Here is a 15,920-nt window from a genome sequence, read left to right on the forward strand (position 1 = left end):
CCCCGGAGACTTCCTGAATGACCCGTTTGATCGAGTTCGTGATTGCGTTGGCGCTGGTTCTGGCGCTGTTCCTGGTGATCGGCCTGGTTCTGCCGTCCTCGCGCGAGCTGCAGGAAAGCGTTGAGACCAACCGCCGCATGACCATCGTGTTCGACACGCTGAACAACGTGCGCCGACTGAAGGACTGGAACCCGCTGATCCCGAGCGCCGCCAACGAGCTGAGTTACTCCGGTGGCGAGAACAACTCCGGCGTCGGCGCCAAGGTCGATTTCAATTCCGCCAACGCCGCCTGGGGCCAGGGCAGCTGGGAAATCGTCGAGAGCGAGCGCCCCGCGCCGTCCGGCGGTTCGGGCAAGATCGTGTACGCGATCACCGACAAGCGCATGGGCACCGACAAGCGCAGCATTTTCTCGCTGGAGCCGTCGGGCAAGAACAACCGCAACGTCAAGATCACCCAGCAGTACGAAGTGAAGTACGGCTGGAACCTGATCGGCCGTTATGCGGGCATGTACGTCAGCCGCCACGTGGGCGACAGCGTGAAGGCCGGCCTGTCCAAGCTGACCAACATGCTGGCCACCGTGCCCAACTTCGATTACCGCACCGAAGGCAGCCCGCTGACCGACCTCAAGATCGTCGACGTGCCCGCTGAAGACCTGCTGGTCGTCAACGCCGGCAACATCGACCGCACCAACGACGCCATCAAGGCCTCGATCAAGTCCAACCAGGAATGGATCAAGCGCGTGATGGACGCCAATGGCCTGGTCGCCGCCGGTCCGCTCCGCATCATCACGACCGACTTCGGTGCCGAAAAGTACGCGTTTGACGTCGCCCAGCCGGTCCGCAAGGGCAGCGCTGCGCCGAAGCCCGACGCTGCCGCGGCAGAGGGTGCGGCGCCGGTCGCCGCGCCGGCCGCACCGGTCGCGTCCACGGGCGAGCTGAAGGTCACGATCCCGGCGGGCGCGCCGGTGACCTACGTGCACCTGGATGCACGCAAGTCTGCCTTCGCCAGCTACACCGGCTACATGGCCGAGCTCGACAACCAGCGCAATGCGCTGCGCGCCTGGGCGGTGACCGCGGGCCACGAAGTCGTCGATCGTCCCTACGAGTCGTGGAAGTCCGGCGTCGATGGTTCGTTCGAAGCCGACGGCAAGTTCGACATCTACTGGGCCGTCAAGCAGTAAGCCTTCCCGGACCGCTGTCCCGGATGGTCAGCTCCACGCCAACGCGCCGCTTCTTGCGGCGCGTTGCGTTTGTGGGGTCGCCGTTCCGATTCGGTCCCTCCACGGGGCAGGACGCCCGCCCGATGCCGGGATCCGCGCACCGATGAATTACGACCGACGCCAACGCAAACCCTCGTTCCTCGCACTGGGCGGCGGCCTGCTCGCCGCGACCGCCGTGGGCCTGTCCGCGTACGCCTCGCACGGCATCGCACTCGCACAGGCGCAGTCGCATGTGCAGACCGCGGCCCTGTTCGCCTTCGGCCATGGGCTCGCGCTGGCGGCGCTGTCGCCGGGAACCACGCGGCGCCTCGGCAAGCTGGCGCTCGGGCTGCTGTTGCTGGGCACGCTGCTGTTCTCCGGCAGCCTGGTCGGCGGAGCGTTGGCCGGCTTGCCGACCCGGCTCGCACCGGCCGGCGGCATCACCCTGATGCTGGGGTGGGTGCTGTGGGCGCTCGACGCGGTGCGGCGCTGACACCATGCCCCGGCACGCGCGTGGCTTCGACACCGAGCAGGCCTGGGACCACCTGGCGCGGCGCGACCGCAAGCTCGGCACATGGATGAAGCGAATCGGCTACATCGAGCCGCAGCCCACCTGGCGAAAGCCGTTCGATCCCGTGGACGCGCTCGCGCGCGCCATTCTCTACCAGCAGCTCAGCGGCAAGGCGGCCAGCACGATCGTCGGACGCGTCGAGACCGCCATCGGCAGCACGCGCCTGCATTTCGACACCTTGGGCCGGATCGATGACGCGGCGCTGCGCGCTTGCGGTGTGTCCGGCAACAAGACCCTCGCGCTGCGCGACCTGGCCGCGCGCGAACAGCGGGGCGAGATCCCGACCCTGCGGCAGATGTCGGTGATGAGCGAGGACGACATCGTCGCTGCGCTCGTGCCCATCCGCGGCATCGGCCGCTGGACCGTGGAAATGATGCTGATGTTCCGCCTCGGCCGCCCCGATGTGTTGCCGATCGACGACCTGGGCGTGCGTAAGGGCGCGCAGTTTGTCGACAAGCAAGACGTCATGCCGACGCCGAAGGAGTTGTTGGCACGCGGCGAGAAGTGGGGCCCGTACCGCACCTATGCGGCACAGTACCTGTGGCGGATCGCGGATTTCGGCACCGAGACCAAGACGGCGACGAAGCGGTCGCAGGGCTAGGTTCGAAAACCGGCGTCAGCCGGCGAGCGCCTGCAGACGCTCGGTCTGGCGTTGCCACTGCATGCGGTGCACGCGCGTGATGATCAGCAAGAGGACGAAGCACAGCGGCACATTGATCGCATCGCACGTGATGGAGGCGAGCGCGGCGTCCATTTCCGCCTCCGGTGTCTGCGCTCGCCAGGACATGCGGCTGGCGAAGTTGCTGACGATATTGAAAGCGAGCCAGAGGAACCACCACAGCGGCAGCCAGCCCGGGACGTCCGCGGCATCGATCTTGTCGGGGCGCGCGCTGGCCCGCCAGATTTCCTTCATCGCCTGGTAGGGCTTCCATAGGTTGGCGAAGGGAATGAAGTACCAACCAACCGACCAGCCGGGGGTGAAGTCGAGTTGCCGTGCGCCAGCGAAGCCGCGCCCGTTCCACGCAGCACGATAGATCCACATGCCAATGAACACGAACGACGCCATCATCGTGACGAATTGCAGTAGTGCCGCGGCGAGGAAGGTCAGGCCCGATGCCGCGTAAACGTCGTCGACTGTCCAGCCATTGACCGCGGCTTCTTCGAACAACGAGTACTGGCGCGCCATCACGGCGATCATCAATAGCGAAACCAAGGCGCCGGCGAGCAGGGAAGCGCGGCAGACCCAGGTCAGCCAGGTGGGATCCTTGAAGGCCCACGTCGTGTGCGTGGCAGGCGCCGCGATCACGTCCGCCGCTGGCGTTTGGTACGGATTCTCCATGCGACCCCCTGGTGGCCGGCGTTCGGCCTTGGCTTCAGCGGTCCCCACCGCCGTCGTGGCCCAGATAGTACCAATGCCACGGCTCGTACACGATGCCATGCGGGTTGTCGCGCGGGTAGCTCATGACGAATCCGAAGTCCCCCGCGTGAGCGGTAAGCCAGGCGAAGGCGGGTGTGCGCTCGAAGGATTCCTCGGCGGGCGGTTCGCCGGGCGTACCGATGTCGAGGGCGCGGCCGCTGTGGTGTTCGCTGTAGCCGGGCGCCGCGTTGACCGTCAGGATCTGCTCGACGGTCTGTCCGCGATCCAGTTTGCGCTCGAAGATACCGAGCTGGTAATCGTGGCTGCGATAGCCGGAGATGGCCTCGAGCACGATGCCATCGCGCGCCGCGACCGCGCGCAACGCCTGCCATCCGCGTGCCGCGGTGCGCGTCAGCCAGAGTGGGCGGCGATAGCGATCACGACCGGCGAAGGCGAGGGCAGCAGGCTCGGCGACCAGTGCCAGGCCCGTGCGCGTGCCGTAGGCATCATCGAGTCCCAGCGCATGCAGGCGCTCCTGCAAGGCGTGCAGGGGCAACAGGCCTTGGGCGTCGGCGTCGAATCCGCGCGTCGCGGCTTCGAACCGTTCCAGCGCGTCCCACGCTTCGTCCAGGCCGGGTTCGCGCGACAGGCCCGTCACCAGCGGGTGCACGCCGCGCGAAGACACCGCCGCGAGATATCGGCCGTCGGCCTTGCGGCGCAGGACCGTGTGCGCGCCGGTGAGAATGCGCGCATCCGTATTGCTGCGCACGCGCAAGGTGTCGGCCGGCCACAGCTCGATCTGCGCGGTGTTGAGCAGGACGGACTTCAGCGGCTGGGCTGGCAGGCGGGGCATGCCCGCAGCTTAGCGACGCGGCGAGGGCGCCGCCAGTTCGCGCAGCCGGGCCAGCAGGTCGGCCGGGCGCGCCGGGCTGACCAGCATCAGGCTGCCATCGCGCAACGGCAGCGTCAGCACGCGGGTGCGGTCGGTGATCAGGCAGAACGCCTTGTTGAGGTTGCGCAGCCGGAAATGCCCGGCCTTGAAGCCCGGCAGGCTGAAGCCATTGGTCTTCAGCGTCGGCGCGAGTTCGGTGTGTTCCTCCAGGCTCACCACGCGGGCCTTGTCCAGGTCGATCGATTCCACCGCAAGCTTCTTGGTGTAGAACGTCGCGCGCACCTGCAATTCGCGATTATCCAGCACGATCGCCCGCCGACGCAGCGCAAGCGCGAGGACCCCGCCGACGAGCAGGAGGAAGGTCGCCGTCAGCCAGGCCGCCAACGGCGGCGCGTCCGATTCCATCGTCGTGGCGGCGACGCCGGCACCGCTGGCGAGCACCAGGGGCAACCATAGCCACCACGCTGCGTGGGCGGACAGCGGAGCGACGGGGAAGTACTGCGGGTGGTGCATACATCGGCTCCGTGCGGGGAAGGGTCAGGCGGGCTTCTTGAAGAACAGGCGCACCGACACTTCATGTTCGATGAAAAGGGTGCTGACCAGCTCCCATCCCTGCGTGCTCATCTTGTCCAGCTCCTGCTGGATGCGGTCAGTGAGCTTGCCCGCGAACATCTTGTACGGGACTTCGATGACCTTGTGGTTCCATCGGGCATTCATGGCGATTCCTTCTTGTCGTTGTCCGGCGTCGAGCCGGTCTTGGGCAACCGTCCCGCCTTGCGCAGCGCGTCGCGCAGTACGTATTCGATCTGCGCGTTGAGCGAACGCAACTCGTCGTCGGCCCAACGCTGTGCCGCGGCCAGCACGTCGGCGCTGATGCGCAGCGGATAAGCCTTCTTGTCCTGCTTCTCGCTCACCGGCGCTTCCCGTGGCGGCGCAGTTGCAACACCATCGACACGATCAGCGCGTTGACCAGCACGACCATCGCGATCACGATGCCCCGCGCCAGGCGGTCGTCATCGCCCGCCCAGTACAACCCGACCGCGCCAGCCTGGATGGCCAGGCCGATCAGCACCCAGTGCAGGCCCATGCCCCGGGAACGGGGGTCGCGCGCCCGGCTCACCCACGCGCCGATGAGCAGCGCGGGCAGGCCGGAGAGCGCGAGGATGAGCGGTGCGAGCGCGTGCATGGCGTGGCGCCGGTCAGTAGATCGAGCCGGTATTGACGATCGGCTGGGTACCGCGCTCGCCGCAGAGCACGACCAGCAGGTTGCTGACCATCTGCGCCTTGCGCTCTTCGTCCAGCTTCACGACATCGTTCTTCTGCAGTTCGGCCAGGGCCATCTCGACCATGCCCACCGCGCCGGCGACGATCCGCGTACGTGCGGCGATCACCGCGTTGGCCTGCTGACGTTGCAGCATGGCCTGGGCGATTTCCGGCGCGTAGGCCAGGTGGCTGATGCGCGCTTCGATCACGTCCACGCCCGCCTTGCCCAGGCGCTCCGCGATCTGCTCCTGCAGGTGCTGCGAGATCTCCTGCGGATGACTGCGCAGCGCGATCTGGCCTTCCTCGTGCTGGTCGTACGGATAGCTGGAGGCCATCGCACGCAGCGCGGATTCGGACTGGATGTGCACGAAGCTCTCATAGTCGTCGACGTTGAACACGGCTTCGGCCGAATCGACGACCTGCCAGACGATGACGGCGGCGATCTCGATCGGGCTGCCGTCCAGCTCGTTGACCTTCAAGCGGCTGCTTTCGAAGTTGCGGATGCGCAGCGAAATCTTGCGCTTGCTGAAGAAGGGGTTGTTCCAGCGCAGGCCGTTGTCCTTCACCGTGCCGACGTACTTGCCGAACAGGCTGAGCACGGCGGACTGGTTGGGCTCCAGCTTGTAGAGGCCGGCCATCAGGAACATGACGACGAAGCCGAGCAGGGCGGCCACCACCATGTAGGCGGGCTGCTTGTCGGCGGCACCCATCACGAACAAGGCGATGACCCCCAGCCCCAGCACCAGCAGGCCGAGCAGGGTCGGGATTCCGGGCAGCGACGACGTGGCGTTCTCTTTCATGGTCATGGTCTCGGGCAGGGTCACAGCAGCGACAGGCCGGCGCCCACGGCGAGCAGGGCAACGGAGAGGAGAAGGAAGGCGGGGACGACCCGGTGCGCATGGGCCGGCCAGCGGCGTTGGATCTGATGGATCACGTGGATCATGGTCGGTCCGCGGGGATGTCCTCGATGGATCAAAAGATATCAATTTGATATCAGATGTCAACAGGACTGCCAGCGCCGTACGTCGGGCCGACCGGTACACTGGCGCCCCCTTTTCAGGATCGCCCCCGATGACCACGCTCGGCACCCCGTTGTCCCCCCACGCGACCCGTGTCTTGCTGCTGGGGTCGGGCGAGCTGGGCAAGGAGGTGGCCATCGAGCTGCAACGGCTGGGCGTGGAAGTGATCGCCGCCGACCGCTACGCCGATGCACCGGCGATGCAGGTCGCGCATCGCGCGCACGTGCTGGACATGCTGGACCCGGCCGCGATCCGCGCGCTGATCGCACAGGAGCAGCCGCACCTGGTGGTACCGGAAATCGAGGCGATCCACACCGAAACGCTGGTGGCGCTGGAAGCGGAGGGCGCGGCCCGGGTCATCCCGACCGCGCGCGCGGCACGGCTGACGATGGACCGTGAAGGCATCCGCCGGCTCGCCGCCGAAACGCTGGGCCTGCCGACCTCGCCCTACCGTTTCGTCGACACGCAGGACCAATACCGCGACGCCGTGCGCGAGATCGGCCTGCCGTGCGTGGTGAAGCCGGTGATGTCGTCCTCCGGCAAGGGCCAGAGCACGTTGCGCGCCGAAGCGGACATCGACCCGGCCTGGGACTACGCGCAGACCGGCGGCCGCGCCGGCGCCGGTCGCTGCATCGTCGAGGGCTTCATCGACTTCGATTACGAAATTACTCTGTTGACCGTGCGCCACGCCGACGGCACCTCGTACTGCGAACCGATCGGCCATTGGCAGAAGGACGGCGACTACCGCGAGAGCTGGCAGCCGCAGCCGATGTCGCCACGCGCGTTGGAACGCGCGCAGCAGATCGCCAAGGCGGTGACCGACGATCTCGGCGGCTGGGGCCTGTTCGGCGTCGAGCTGTTCGTAAAGGGCGACGAGGTATGGTTCAGTGAAGTTTCGCCGCGCCCGCACGACACCGGCCTGGTGACGCTGGTCTCGCAGGAACTGTCCGAATTCGCGCTGCATGCGCGCGCCATCCTCGGCTTGCCGATCCCGGTGATCCGGCAGAGCGGTCCGTCCGCGTCGTGCGCCATGCTGGCGCACGGCCATGGCGTGCCCGTGTTCGGCAATGTGGAAGGCGCGCTCGAAGAACCCGACACGGCGCTGCGCCTGTTCGGCAAGCCGCGCGTGGAAGGCCACCGCCGCGTCGGCGTGACGCTGGCGCGGGGCGAGGACGTCGACGTCGCCCGTTCCAAGGCCCGCGCCGCCGCGGCGGCCATCACCATCGAACTGAAGTGAGGGGCCCCGCATGAACGGCCATGGCGGTTACGCAGTGTTCTTTTTCCCGCAGGCGCTGGAAGCGCTGGGCGAAGCGATCAAGCCCTACCTGACCAACCAGCCCGAAGGGCCGCACATCTTCTGCAAGGAGATCGATACCGGCGGCGCCTTCACCGAAATGACGCTGGTGGGCAAGGACGCCGAAGGCCACGACGTGCAGGTGGAACTGATGGTGCCCGGCAGCATGATCCGGATGATCGTGTCGGCGCAGAGCGAGGCATTGTTCGGTTTCGGGCCGCGGGTAACGGCTGCTCCGGCCGCGTCCACGCCGCCTACAGCGTAAGGTCCACCCACACGAGGTGATGGTCGCTGCCATCGGCGATGGCGGCGTGCGGGTCGGCTTTCTTCGGCCAGTACACGCCGCTGCCGATCAGGGCGAAGCCGGTCGAGGGCAGCACGTAGTCCAGGCGCATCGCGCCCGAGCGCGGGCCGAAATCGCCGGTGACGTGTGCCGGCGCGCCGCGGCGCTGCAGGCCCTTGGCGGCGTACGCCAGTGCGGTTTCCTCGCCGCCTTCGCTGCGTGGCGTGGCCATGCGCATCACGCGCGGATGTTCGAGCAGTTCCAGGATAGCCTCATGGTGGCCATCACCATCGACCGGATCGTTGTTGAGGTCGCCGGCGATGACGAAGCGCGCGTCGCTGCCCAGGCGGCCGCAGCGGCCCTGGTCGTCGCATAGCCATGGCGCGTCACCGGTAGCGAGGTATTCGCGCCACAGGTGTAGTTCGGCGGCATTGCGGTGGCCGTTGCGGTCTTCGGGGCCGTCGAACACGGGCGGCGTGGGATGCGAGACCAGGAAATGCACCGTGCCCGTCGGCGTGCGCACGGGCACGTCCCAATGCGACTTCGAGGACAGGCGTAGCTGCGACCAGATGGTGTCCGGATAGAACGGACGCCCCTTGGCGGGGTCGAGCGGATTGACTGCACCCGGCAGCGTGCTCCAGCGCAGCCGTTGGAACGTGCGCACCTGCGCCTCGTCGATCGGGAACTTCGACAGCACCAGCATGCCGTACTGGCCAGGATGCAGTCCGTAGCCCCACGCATCGTTGCCGCGGTCGCGGCCGGTGCCGCCGACAGTGCCGTTGCCATCCAGGTCCAGCCCGCTCTGCACGCCCGTGTTGACCGGCGCCAGGTAGCGATACGGATAGTGCAGGGGTTCGCCACCGCCGGGCTGGGCAACTTCGAGATAGCGCTGCTGGAACAGATCGGCCGCGCGATGCTTCTCGTCGAAATCGAATTCGTTCAACAGCACCAGGTCAGGTCGTACCTTCTGAAGCACGGCGGCGATCTTGCGCGCGTGCGCACTGTCGCCTTGCAGCTCGCGGATCACGCCGCCGGCCTCGTCCGAATACAGCGAGGTGTTGTAGGTGGCCACGCGCATCGAAACGGTTGCCGGCGCGGCACCGTCGCGGTGCGGGGCGGCGCTGCAGGCGGCCAAGGCAAGGATCATCGGGAACAGGGCGGTGAGGGTTCGCATGCCGCCATGATGCCACGCGCGGATGACATCCCCGTGCCGGCACCGCTCACTCGGCGGGGCGCCATTGGCGGCCGTCGAAATGTTCCAGCGGCCGGAAGCGCCGCTTGTAGTCCATCTTGCGATGGCCGTCGATCCAGTAGCCGAGATAGAGATGCGCGTAGCCGTCGCGACGCGCCCACTCGATCTGCCGCAGGATCGCCAGCGTGCCCAGGCTCCGCGCTTCCAGCGTCGGGTCGTAGAACGTGTAGACGGCCGACAGCGCGCCCGGGATCACGTCGGTGACGGCTACGGCGAGCAGCTGTCCATCCTCGCGCAGCTCGACGAAGCGGCCGCGCGACCAACTGCCCACGAGAAACTGGTCGAACTCGGTCGCGCCATGGTCGTCCATGCCGCCGAGCGGGTGGCGTGCGGCGAGATAGCGCTGGTACAGCGCCAGGTGCTCATCGCCTCGCAGCGCGGCGACGATGCGCGTCTCCACGCGCGCGTTGCGTGCGGCGCAGCGCCGCTGGCTGCGGTCGGGCGCGAAGCCGGCCACCGGGATGCGCACCGCCACGCAGGCGCGGCATTGCCGGCAGTGCGGGCGATAGACGATATCGCCCGAGCGGCGGAAGCCCCATGAGAGCGCGTCGGGATAGAGCTGCGGCAGGCGCGGATCGCGCGGGTCCAGTACCAGGTCGCGCGCTACCCGGTCCGGCCAGTAGCCGCACGGATGCTCGCCGGTGTGGAACAGCCTCAGGTCGTCGATGGGGTGGGAATTCTCGCCCATCGTCAGGACATCCAGCGGGCCGCCAGCGGCCAGAATGCAGCGCCGGCGGCCGAGCCCGCGAGCGCACCGGCGATCAGGTCGCGCGGCGCGTGCCGGTGCAATGCCAGGCGCGACCAGGCGATGGCGACTGCGAACAGCAACGCCGCCAGCATCCACGGCGTGCCGAGTTCGCGCAGCAGCCAGGCCGCGAACACCGCGAACGCCAGATGCAGCGACAGCTTGCACCATCGCGCCGTCAGCATCGCGACCAGGATCACCGCCGCCGACAACGCCATGCCCAGCGCGAACACGGGTTGCGTGCCACGCCAAGCCACCAGCACCGCGCCGACGACCAGCGCCGCGAGGAGGAAGCGATTCAGGTGATCGCGTTCGTGGTGCGCGCTCGCATCCACGTGGTGCCAGCGACCGCACCGTACCTGCCAGCCCGAGTACCCCATGACGATCGCAGCGAACACGCCGAAGCCCAGCGCCGACCAGACGGCCGCCGCACGGTCGCCGCGGCCCGCGGCGATCACCACCACGGCCAGCGGCAGCACCAGCATCGGGTGGCCGAAGATCGACAGGGCGCGGGCGAGGGCCTGGGTCATGCCCGCAGCATACTGCGGCGCCTCCGTCGCGTGGGTCGCGACCGTCCGCCGGCTGAACGCGTCCGTCAGCGCGTCAACCGCGCCCATGCGCAGGCGTTTTCCCGGCAGTGGCGCAACGGGCGCCGCGTCTTCAGGAGAACATGATGAATCGCAAGACCCTGCTTTTCGTGGCCGTCCTGGCCGCCCTCGGCGCCGGTTCCGCGCTGGCCGCCACCCAGGCGGGCGATGCGCACAAGCCGGCGCGCGCGAGCCTGGACACGAACAACGATGGCGTGATCGACAAGGCGGAGGCCGCCGCGCACCCGCGCCTGGCCGAGCGCTTCGCCGAATTGGACAAGAACGGCGACGGCAAGCTCAGCGCCGACGAGCGTCCGCACCGCAAGGGCATGCGCGGCCCCGGTCGGCATGGCGGCGGTGAGCGTGGCGGGATCGCCTTCAAGAAGCTGGATGCCGATGGCGACGGCAAGGTCAGCCGTGTCGAAGCGGCGGCCGATCCGAAGTTCGCCGAGCGTTTCGATACGCTGGATGCGAACAAGGATGGTGCGATCGATCGCGTCGACCGCGACCTGCGCGGCAAGCAGCACCGCGACGCCTGGTTCGCCAAGGCCGACGCCGACAAGGACGGCAAGCTGACCCGTGCCGAGATCGACCAGGCCGATGCCGCGCGCCGTGCCGAAGCCCGGCAGCGGATGCAGGCGCGCATGGACGAGCGCTTCGCGACGGCGGATGCGAACAAGGATGGCCGCCTGTCGCGCGACGAGGTGAAGGACGGCCGCCTAGCCGCACGCTTCGATGCGCTCGACGCGAACAAGGACGGCTTCCTGTCGAAGGACGAGCTGGCCGCCGGCACATCGGCTCGCCGCTGAGACGAAGCGTGCACCCGGCTATCCGGGTGCACGCTTGCCATGCTCAGAGCACCAGCCGGCCTGACATCAGCAGGCCGGCGAACAGGCCGGCGGTCGCCAGCGTGACCGCCAGGACGCAACCCAGGATCCGCCACGTGCGCTGCCGTTGCATCCTGCGACGCTCGCCCTCGGGGTCGCGCAGCAGGTCGCGCGCCTGCCTGCGTTGCAGGATGCGCGGTAGCCAGCGGCCCGACGTCCAGACGATGATGGCCATGTAGGCCAGCGTCAACGCGGTGTGCGGGACCCAGCCCGGTATCCGCGCCAACGCGCTGATGCCGGCGATGAAGAGCACGATGGCGAGCGTGTTGACGGTGCCGTAGCGCAACAGCTGTTCGCGTTCGCGCGCATCCAGTGGATCGCGCAGGTATTTGCGGATGCCGAACCACACGGCGCCGATGCCCACCAGCGTGCCGAAGGCGGTCGCGCCCAGCGCGCCACCCACCAACTTCAACACGCCCTTGCCGGCGATGGCACCGCCCGTGCCCAGCACGACCGCACCCGCCGACGGCGGCGCCGCGATCGCGAGCATGCCGAGCACGCCGCTGGCGAAGCCGGCGGAGGGTGCCGAAGATCGGGCGAATTCCCCGAAGCGGACTATCAGCTCCTCGCGCACGTATTGGCGCGCACGCGACAGGCGCTTGCGCACAGCGGCATCGGTGATGCCGAGCAGCGCGGCGACCTGCTGCGAACGCTGGCCTTCGCGGTAGTACAGCAACAGCACTTCGCGGCTGTCCTCCGGCAGGGCCGCGATCACTTCGCGCGCTGCGGCTTCCTGTTCGGTCTGCAACAGCGTTTCCGCCGGCGTGGGCGCGGTGTCGGCGGCGAGGGTCAATGCGATCTCCGCGGTTTCGCCCGTCATCGGTCGGCGCCGCTGCGCACGCAGGTGGTCACGGGCCAGGTTGCGAGTGATTTCGCGCAACCAGGGCAGGAAGCTGTCGGGGTTCTTCAGCGTCGACAACTGCCGCCAACCTTTCAGGAAGGCCTCCTGCGCGATGTCCTCGCTGGCCTGCACATCGCGCGTGATCGCCAGGGCGATTCCGGTCACCGCGTTCTGGCACAGCGCGACCACGCGGCCGTAGGCGGCCTGGTCGCCGCGCGCGGCCGCGGGCAGGGCATCGCGCAGGGAAAGTTCGATCGCCAGGGTGTCCATCCGGTCTCCGTGTTCGGCCCGGCGCATCCGGGCCCGACAGGCACGACGACCGACGGACCGAAGTGTGACCCACCCCGGCGTACGGCGACACTACAGCGGCAGGCGGCCCGTGCGCACCAGCACGAACACGATCGCGCCGATCGCCAGCAGGCTGCTGAACGCCACGGCCTTGCGGCCGATGACATAGTCGTAGCCGCGCTTGCGCTTCGCGTTCGACGGATGGGCCAGGATGGGGTCCATGATGCGCGGCAGCGTGACCAGGTACTGGTAGTTGAGCGCGCACATGCCGAGGACGGCGACCACCATGATTGCCATTCCCCCACGGGCGAGCACGGTCGCCAGCATCAGGCAGAACAACCAGGCCGAGCCGGTGACGGTGTTGAGCACCATGAACCGTCGTACCTGCAGGCGCTCCTGCGCCGTCACGCAGAAGCGGGCGAGATACCACCAGGTGAAGGCGTAGCCGACCAGCCCGCCGATCACGCCGCCGAGCATCCCGCCAAGGGCGGCCGGGTGCTGGGTGAGCTGTTCAAAGATGACGCCCAGCGAGCCACCGGCCACGCCGCCGGTGATGCCGCCGGTGGTCACCCCGCCGGTACCCAGCTTGCCGAGGCCGATGCCGCTTCCGAGGACGCCCGTACCGATCACGGTCGCCGCGCTTGCCGCCGGCATCGCGCCCACCAGCCCGCCCAGCACGATCATCGTGAAAGCGGCGCCGGGCGCGGTGGAGCGGGCGAACTCGCCGAAGCGCTGCATCAACTCGTCGCGCACCATCGTGCGTGCGCGCGACAGACGCTTGCGCACGGCGGCATCGCTCAGGCCGAGCAGGTCGGCGACCTGTTGCGAGCTCTGGCCCTCGCGGTAATAGAGCAACAGGGTTTCTCGGCTGTCCTCGGGCAGCGCGGAGATGATGTCCGTGGCGACGAGCTCTTCCTCGGTCTGCAACAGGCGCTCCGCCGGCGTCGGGCCGGGATCGGCGGCCATGCCGATCGCGATCTCGGCCGCTTCGCCCGACAGCGGGCGGCCGTGCTGTGCACGCAGCCAGTCGCGTGCGAGGTTGCGGGTGATCTGGCGCAGCCAGGGCAGGAAGCTGGCGCTGTTCTTCAACCGGTCCAGTTGTTGCCACGCCTTGAGAAAGGCTTCCTGCGCGATGTCTTCGCTGGCCTGCACATCGCGCGTGATCGCCAGGGCAATCGCGGTGACGGTGTTCTGGCAGGCGTGGACGATGCGGCCATACGCTTCCTGGCTGCCGCGCGCGGCAGCGGGCAGTTCGGCTTGCAGCATCAGGTCCAGGGCAAGGGCGTTCATGGCGTATGGATCATCGGGTGGGCCGATGACCCTGACGGCCCGGGAGGACGGATGTGACCGATCGCCCCCGATCCCATGCTTCAGCCGCCGGTGGCAGGCTGGATGCGGATGCGGTCTTCCTCGGGCGCCTCGTCTGCAGGGGCGGGCGTTGCAGGTTGCTCTTGCGGAACCGGAACGGGCGCCGGGGGCGCAGGCACCGGGCGCCGCATCCACATGATGGCGGCGGCCAACGCGATCAGCGCCAGCAGGACCAGGCGGATGCGCCAGGCCCAGGAGCGCTGGGGCGTCGCGGCAGGCTCTTGGTCGCTGCGGAACGTCAGCGAGGGGCCGTAGCCCGGGCGCGTGGTCTCCATCAGGCCGGCCTCGCGCAGCAACTCGCGCGCCCGCGGCTGGTCTTCGGCATGGCGCACCCAGACCGCCGGCTGCAGCTGCGGCTTGACCGGTTCGGTATAGCTGAACTGGCCACCGCGCTTGCTGTGGTACGAGCGGCCATTGCTGATGAAGACCGGAATGCCTGCATCGCCCAGCATCTTGGCGACGCCTTCCACGGTCTCGATGCGCTGGCTGGAAAACACTTGCCGCATGCGTCAGTCCTCAGTCCTTCGCCGGGACGGCCGAGGCCGCTTCGGCATCGGGCACCACGCGGATCAGGCCTTCCTGCGCGGTGCTGGCCACCAGCCGGCCCTGGCGGTCGAAGATCTGCCCGCGCGCCAGTCCGCGCGCACTGCTCGCGCTGGGGCTGTCGATCGAATACAGCAGCCAGTCGTCGGCACGGAACGGGCGGTGGAACCACAGGGCATGATCCAGCGAGGCCATCTGCACGTTCGGCTGGTAATAGCTGATGCCGTGCGGATAGGTCGCCGTGCCGAGCAGCTGGAAATCGGACGCGTAGGCGAGCAGGGCGCGATGCAGTTCCGGCGAATCGCCGACCGGCTCGCTCAAACGGAACCACACCTGTTGGAACGGCGGGCGCTTGGGCGGGTTCAGTTCGTCGCGCGGGTAGACGTGGCGGAACTCGAACGGGCCGCGCCGCGACAGCCAGCGCTGCACCTTCGGCGGCAGCGTGGCCATGACCTCGGCGGGGACGGGCGGCGCCGGTGCGATGTCTTCCGGTTGCGGCACTTCCGGCATCGACAGCTGGTGCTCGGCGCCTTCTTCCTGGGCCTGGAACGAGGCCGCGCAGAAGAACACCACGCGGCCGTGCTGGATCGCCGTGACCCGACGCACCGAAAAGCTGCCGCCGTCGCGCGTGCGGTCCACTTCGTAGACGATCGGCGCTTCGATATTGCCTGCGCGCAGGAAATACGCGTGCAGCGAATGCGCGCGGCGCTCTTCCGCGCCGCCCTCCACCGTGGCCTGCGCGGCCGACAGGGCCTGGCCCAGCACTTGGCCGCCGAACACGTACTTGGTGCCGATGTCGCGGCTCTGGCCGCGGAACAGGTTGTCTTCCAGCCGCTCCAGCGACAACAGTTCGATCAGTTCGGAGACGACGGGTTCGGGTGCGGGCACGTCAGGGCCTGGAATCTTGGCGACAGCCGATTATAGCGGCCGCCCGTGCGTGGCCCGTCAGGGCACCAGGCGCTCCAGCGGGGTCGCACGCAGCACCACGTCCCACGGGAACAGGGGCCCCGGATCCATCTTGCGCGGCACGGTGACGGCCGGATCGTCCGTGGCGGGCTCGCGCGCGGTATCCAGGTCTTCGTGCCCGGCGATGTAACGCAGCGCGGGCAGCTCGCGTCGCAGGTGCTCCAGCAGTGCGGCCAGCGCCTCGATCTGTGCGTCGGTGTAGGGCTCGGTCATCGTCTGGCTGCCGGTGGCAAGCCAGTCGGGGTAACGGCCGCTATTCACCAGCTCGATGCCAACCGAACGCGGGTTGTAGCCGCGCACATGGTGGGCGATGCGCTGCGGCCGCACGTAGAGATGCACGCTGCCGTCGCGGTCGATGTAGTAGTGGCCGCTGTTGCCGGTGCCGGACGCGTGCAGGATGCGTTCGCCATAGTGCCGCGCCGTCGCCAGGTCGGGCAGTTCCGTGCAGTGGATGACGACCAGGTCGATCTGCTGCAGCGGGCGTGCTTCCAGTCGGTCCTCGTACGGCAACAGGTCCACGTGGGGGGCGAAGACGGGCGGGTCGGTGCGCATGCGTCGATGCTAG

Annotated in this window: 21 protein-coding genes and 2 pseudogenes; 7 read left to right on the plus strand and 16 right to left on the minus strand. The window is 68.4% G+C overall.

What is annotated here, in order from left to right:
• Positions 1 to 17: 17 nt before the first annotated feature.
• The 3 genes from AC23D6_RS06655 (at position 18) to AC23D6_RS06665 (ending at position 2,371) form a co-directional block, all read left to right on the plus strand.
• Positions 18 to 1,181: a polyketide cyclase gene (locus AC23D6_RS06655; RefSeq protein WP_487751996.1), complete on the plus strand. Its 1,164-nt coding sequence runs from the start codon at positions 18 to 20 to the stop codon at positions 1,179 to 1,181.
• A 142-nt stretch (positions 1,182 to 1,323) separates the two neighbouring features.
• Entirely contained in the window at positions 1,324 to 1,692 is a 369-nt protein-coding gene (locus AC23D6_RS06660) for a DUF423 domain-containing protein (protein ID WP_487751997.1), read from the plus strand.
• A 4-nt stretch (positions 1,693 to 1,696) separates the two neighbouring features.
• The gene (locus AC23D6_RS06665; RefSeq protein WP_487751998.1) at positions 1,697 to 2,371 is read left to right on the plus strand and encodes a DNA-3-methyladenine glycosylase family protein; all 675 of its coding nucleotides are present in this window, start codon (positions 1,697 to 1,699) and stop codon (positions 2,369 to 2,371) included.
• Positions 2,372 to 2,386: 15 nt separating this feature from the next.
• On the opposite strand, the gene AC23D6_RS06670 is transcribed toward AC23D6_RS06665, so the two are convergent.
• The 8 genes from AC23D6_RS06670 to AC23D6_RS06705 all read right to left on the minus strand — a co-directional run bounded on the left by AC23D6_RS06670 (position 2,387) and on the right by AC23D6_RS06705 (position 6,225).
• Positions 2,387 to 3,109, minus strand: coding sequence for a DUF4328 domain-containing protein (locus AC23D6_RS06670; RefSeq protein WP_487751999.1), 723 nt, complete (start codon positions 3,107 to 3,109; stop codon positions 2,387 to 2,389).
• Positions 3,110 to 3,143: 34 nt separating this feature from the next.
• Positions 3,144 to 3,980: a M15 family metallopeptidase gene (locus AC23D6_RS06675; RefSeq protein ID WP_487752000.1), complete on the minus strand. Its 837-nt coding sequence runs from the start codon at positions 3,978 to 3,980 to the stop codon at positions 3,144 to 3,146.
• Positions 3,981 to 3,989: 9 nt separating this feature from the next.
• Positions 3,990 to 4,532 carry a PH domain-containing protein gene (locus AC23D6_RS06680; protein ID WP_487752001.1) on the minus strand — a complete coding sequence of 181 codons (543 nt, stop codon included), beginning with the start codon at positions 4,530 to 4,532 and terminating at the stop codon, positions 3,990 to 3,992.
• A 24-nt stretch (positions 4,533 to 4,556) separates the two neighbouring features.
• A complete protein-coding gene (locus tag AC23D6_RS06685) occupies positions 4,557 to 4,736 on the minus strand; it encodes a DUF4177 domain-containing protein (RefSeq protein WP_487752002.1) in 180 nt (59 codons plus the stop codon).
• The gene (locus tag AC23D6_RS06690; RefSeq protein WP_487752003.1) at positions 4,733 to 4,933 is read right to left on the minus strand and encodes a type II toxin-antitoxin system antitoxin; all 201 of its coding nucleotides are present in this window, start codon (positions 4,931 to 4,933) and stop codon (positions 4,733 to 4,735) included. Before AC23D6_RS06690 ends, AC23D6_RS06685 begins: the two co-directional genes overlap by 4 nt.
• Positions 4,930 to 5,205: a hypothetical protein gene (locus AC23D6_RS06695; protein ID WP_487752004.1), complete on the minus strand. Its 276-nt coding sequence runs from the start codon at positions 5,203 to 5,205 to the stop codon at positions 4,930 to 4,932. Before AC23D6_RS06695 ends, AC23D6_RS06690 begins: the two co-directional genes overlap by 4 nt.
• Before the next feature lie 13 nt (positions 5,206 to 5,218).
• The gene (locus AC23D6_RS06700; RefSeq protein ID WP_447941102.1) at positions 5,219 to 5,962 is read right to left on the minus strand and encodes an SPFH domain-containing protein; all 744 of its coding nucleotides are present in this window, start codon (positions 5,960 to 5,962) and stop codon (positions 5,219 to 5,221) included.
• Between the two features lie 140 nt (positions 5,963 to 6,102).
• Positions 6,103 to 6,225: a hypothetical protein gene (locus AC23D6_RS06705; RefSeq protein WP_487752005.1), complete on the minus strand. Its 123-nt coding sequence runs from the start codon at positions 6,223 to 6,225 to the stop codon at positions 6,103 to 6,105.
• 128 nt (positions 6,226 to 6,353) lie between these two features.
• On the opposite strand from AC23D6_RS06705, the gene purT reads away from it, so the two are divergent.
• Positions 6,354 to 7,538 carry a formate-dependent phosphoribosylglycinamide formyltransferase gene (gene purT / locus AC23D6_RS06710; protein WP_487752006.1) on the plus strand — a complete coding sequence of 395 codons (1,185 nt, stop codon included), beginning with the start codon at positions 6,354 to 6,356 and terminating at the stop codon, positions 7,536 to 7,538.
• Between the two features lie 10 nt (positions 7,539 to 7,548).
• Positions 7,549 to 7,860: a hypothetical protein gene (locus tag AC23D6_RS06715; protein WP_487752007.1), complete on the plus strand. Its 312-nt coding sequence runs from the start codon at positions 7,549 to 7,551 to the stop codon at positions 7,858 to 7,860.
• Here AC23D6_RS06715 and AC23D6_RS06720 read toward each other — a convergent pair.
• From AC23D6_RS06720 to AC23D6_RS06730, 3 genes are read right to left on the minus strand one after another with little or no spacing between them, the layout of a single operon-like run.
• Positions 7,850 to 9,052, minus strand: coding sequence for an endonuclease/exonuclease/phosphatase family protein (locus tag AC23D6_RS06720; protein WP_487752008.1), 1,203 nt, complete (start codon positions 9,050 to 9,052; stop codon positions 7,850 to 7,852). The two genes, AC23D6_RS06715 and AC23D6_RS06720, sit on opposite strands and share 11 nt — an antisense overlap.
• Positions 9,053 to 9,098: 46 nt before the next feature.
• Complete coding sequence (locus AC23D6_RS06725; RefSeq protein WP_487752009.1) at positions 9,099 to 9,818, minus strand: arginyltransferase; 720 nt, start codon at positions 9,816 to 9,818, stop codon at positions 9,099 to 9,101.
• A gap of 2 nt (positions 9,819 to 9,820) precedes the next feature.
• The gene (locus AC23D6_RS06730) at positions 9,821 to 10,405 is read right to left on the minus strand and encodes a hypothetical protein (RefSeq protein ID WP_487752010.1); all 585 of its coding nucleotides are present in this window, start codon (positions 10,403 to 10,405) and stop codon (positions 9,821 to 9,823) included.
• 140 nt (positions 10,406 to 10,545) lie between these two features.
• Here AC23D6_RS06730 and AC23D6_RS06735 point away from each other — a divergent pair.
• Positions 10,546 to 11,073 (plus strand): annotated as a pseudogene (locus tag AC23D6_RS06735) (EF-hand domain-containing protein); the annotation flags it as partial.
• 63 nt (positions 11,074 to 11,136) lie between these two features.
• Positions 11,137 to 11,271: pseudogene (locus AC23D6_RS06740) on the plus strand (EF-hand domain-containing protein); the annotation flags it as partial.
• A 43-nt stretch (positions 11,272 to 11,314) separates the two neighbouring features.
• Here AC23D6_RS06740 and AC23D6_RS06745 read toward each other — a convergent pair.
• From AC23D6_RS06745 to AC23D6_RS06765, 5 genes are all read right to left on the minus strand, one after another.
• Positions 11,315 to 12,460: an RNA polymerase sigma factor gene (locus AC23D6_RS06745; RefSeq protein ID WP_487752011.1), complete on the minus strand. Its 1,146-nt coding sequence runs from the start codon at positions 12,458 to 12,460 to the stop codon at positions 11,315 to 11,317.
• 90 nt (positions 12,461 to 12,550) lie between these two features.
• On the minus strand, positions 12,551 to 13,768 hold the full coding sequence (locus tag AC23D6_RS06750) for an RNA polymerase sigma factor (protein WP_487752012.1): 1,218 nt from the start codon (positions 13,766 to 13,768) through the stop codon (positions 12,551 to 12,553).
• An 80-nt stretch (positions 13,769 to 13,848) separates the two neighbouring features.
• A complete protein-coding gene (locus AC23D6_RS06755) occupies positions 13,849 to 14,352 on the minus strand; it encodes a putative signal transducing protein (protein WP_487752013.1) in 504 nt (167 codons plus the stop codon).
• A 10-nt stretch (positions 14,353 to 14,362) separates the two neighbouring features.
• Positions 14,363 to 15,277, minus strand: a complete 915-nt coding sequence (tesB, locus tag AC23D6_RS06760) for an acyl-CoA thioesterase II (RefSeq protein WP_487752014.1) — start codon at positions 15,275 to 15,277, stop codon at positions 14,363 to 14,365.
• Between the two features lie 57 nt (positions 15,278 to 15,334).
• A complete protein-coding gene (locus AC23D6_RS06765) occupies positions 15,335 to 15,907 on the minus strand; it encodes an N-acetylmuramoyl-L-alanine amidase (RefSeq protein ID WP_487752015.1) in 573 nt (190 codons plus the stop codon).
• Between the last annotated feature and the right edge of the window lie 13 nt (positions 15,908 to 15,920).

It is taken from the genome of Pseudoxanthomonas sp. G3 (assembly GCF_057654715.1).

Coding starts and splice junctions, on each gene's coding strand:
- AC23D6_RS06655 (WP_487751996.1), top strand. CDS start 18: ATGACCCGTTTGATCGAGTTCGTGATTGCGTTGGCGCTGGTTCTGGCG.
- AC23D6_RS06660 (WP_487751997.1), top strand. CDS start 1,324: ATGAATTACGACCGACGCCAACGCAAACCCTCGTTCCTCGCACTGGGC.
- AC23D6_RS06665 (WP_487751998.1), top strand. CDS start 1,697: ATGCCCCGGCACGCGCGTGGCTTCGACACCGAGCAGGCCTGGGACCAC.
- AC23D6_RS06670 (WP_487751999.1), bottom strand. CDS start 3,109: ATGGAGAATCCGTACCAAACGCCAGCGGCGGACGTGATCGCGGCGCCT.
- AC23D6_RS06675 (WP_487752000.1), bottom strand. CDS start 3,980: ATGCCCCGCCTGCCAGCCCAGCCGCTGAAGTCCGTCCTGCTCAACACC.
- AC23D6_RS06680 (WP_487752001.1), bottom strand. CDS start 4,532: ATGCACCACCCGCAGTACTTCCCCGTCGCTCCGCTGTCCGCCCACGCA.
- AC23D6_RS06685 (WP_487752002.1), bottom strand. CDS start 4,736: ATGAATGCCCGATGGAACCACAAGGTCATCGAAGTCCCGTACAAGATG.
- AC23D6_RS06695 (WP_487752004.1), bottom strand. CDS start 5,205: ATGCACGCGCTCGCACCGCTCATCCTCGCGCTCTCCGGCCTGCCCGCG.
- AC23D6_RS06700 (WP_447941102.1), bottom strand. CDS start 5,962: ATGGTGGTGGCCGCCCTGCTCGGCTTCGTCGTCATGTTCCTGATGGCC.
- AC23D6_RS06705 (WP_487752005.1), bottom strand. CDS start 6,225: ATGATCCACGTGATCCATCAGATCCAACGCCGCTGGCCGGCCCATGCG.
- purT (WP_487752006.1), top strand. CDS start 6,354: ATGACCACGCTCGGCACCCCGTTGTCCCCCCACGCGACCCGTGTCTTG.
- AC23D6_RS06715 (WP_487752007.1), top strand. CDS start 7,549: ATGAACGGCCATGGCGGTTACGCAGTGTTCTTTTTCCCGCAGGCGCTG.
- AC23D6_RS06720 (WP_487752008.1), bottom strand. CDS start 9,052: ATGCGAACCCTCACCGCCCTGTTCCCGATGATCCTTGCCTTGGCCGCC.
- AC23D6_RS06725 (WP_487752009.1), bottom strand. CDS start 9,818: ATGGGCGAGAATTCCCACCCCATCGACGACCTGAGGCTGTTCCACACC.
- AC23D6_RS06730 (WP_487752010.1), bottom strand. CDS start 10,405: ATGACCCAGGCCCTCGCCCGCGCCCTGTCGATCTTCGGCCACCCGATG.
- AC23D6_RS06745 (WP_487752011.1), bottom strand. CDS start 12,460: ATGGACACCCTGGCGATCGAACTTTCCCTGCGCGATGCCCTGCCCGCG.
- AC23D6_RS06750 (WP_487752012.1), bottom strand. CDS start 13,768: ATGAACGCCCTTGCCCTGGACCTGATGCTGCAAGCCGAACTGCCCGCT.
- AC23D6_RS06755 (WP_487752013.1), bottom strand. CDS start 14,352: ATGCGGCAAGTGTTTTCCAGCCAGCGCATCGAGACCGTGGAAGGCGTC.
- AC23D6_RS06765 (WP_487752015.1), bottom strand. CDS start 15,907: ATGCGCACCGACCCGCCCGTCTTCGCCCCCCACGTGGACCTGTTGCCG.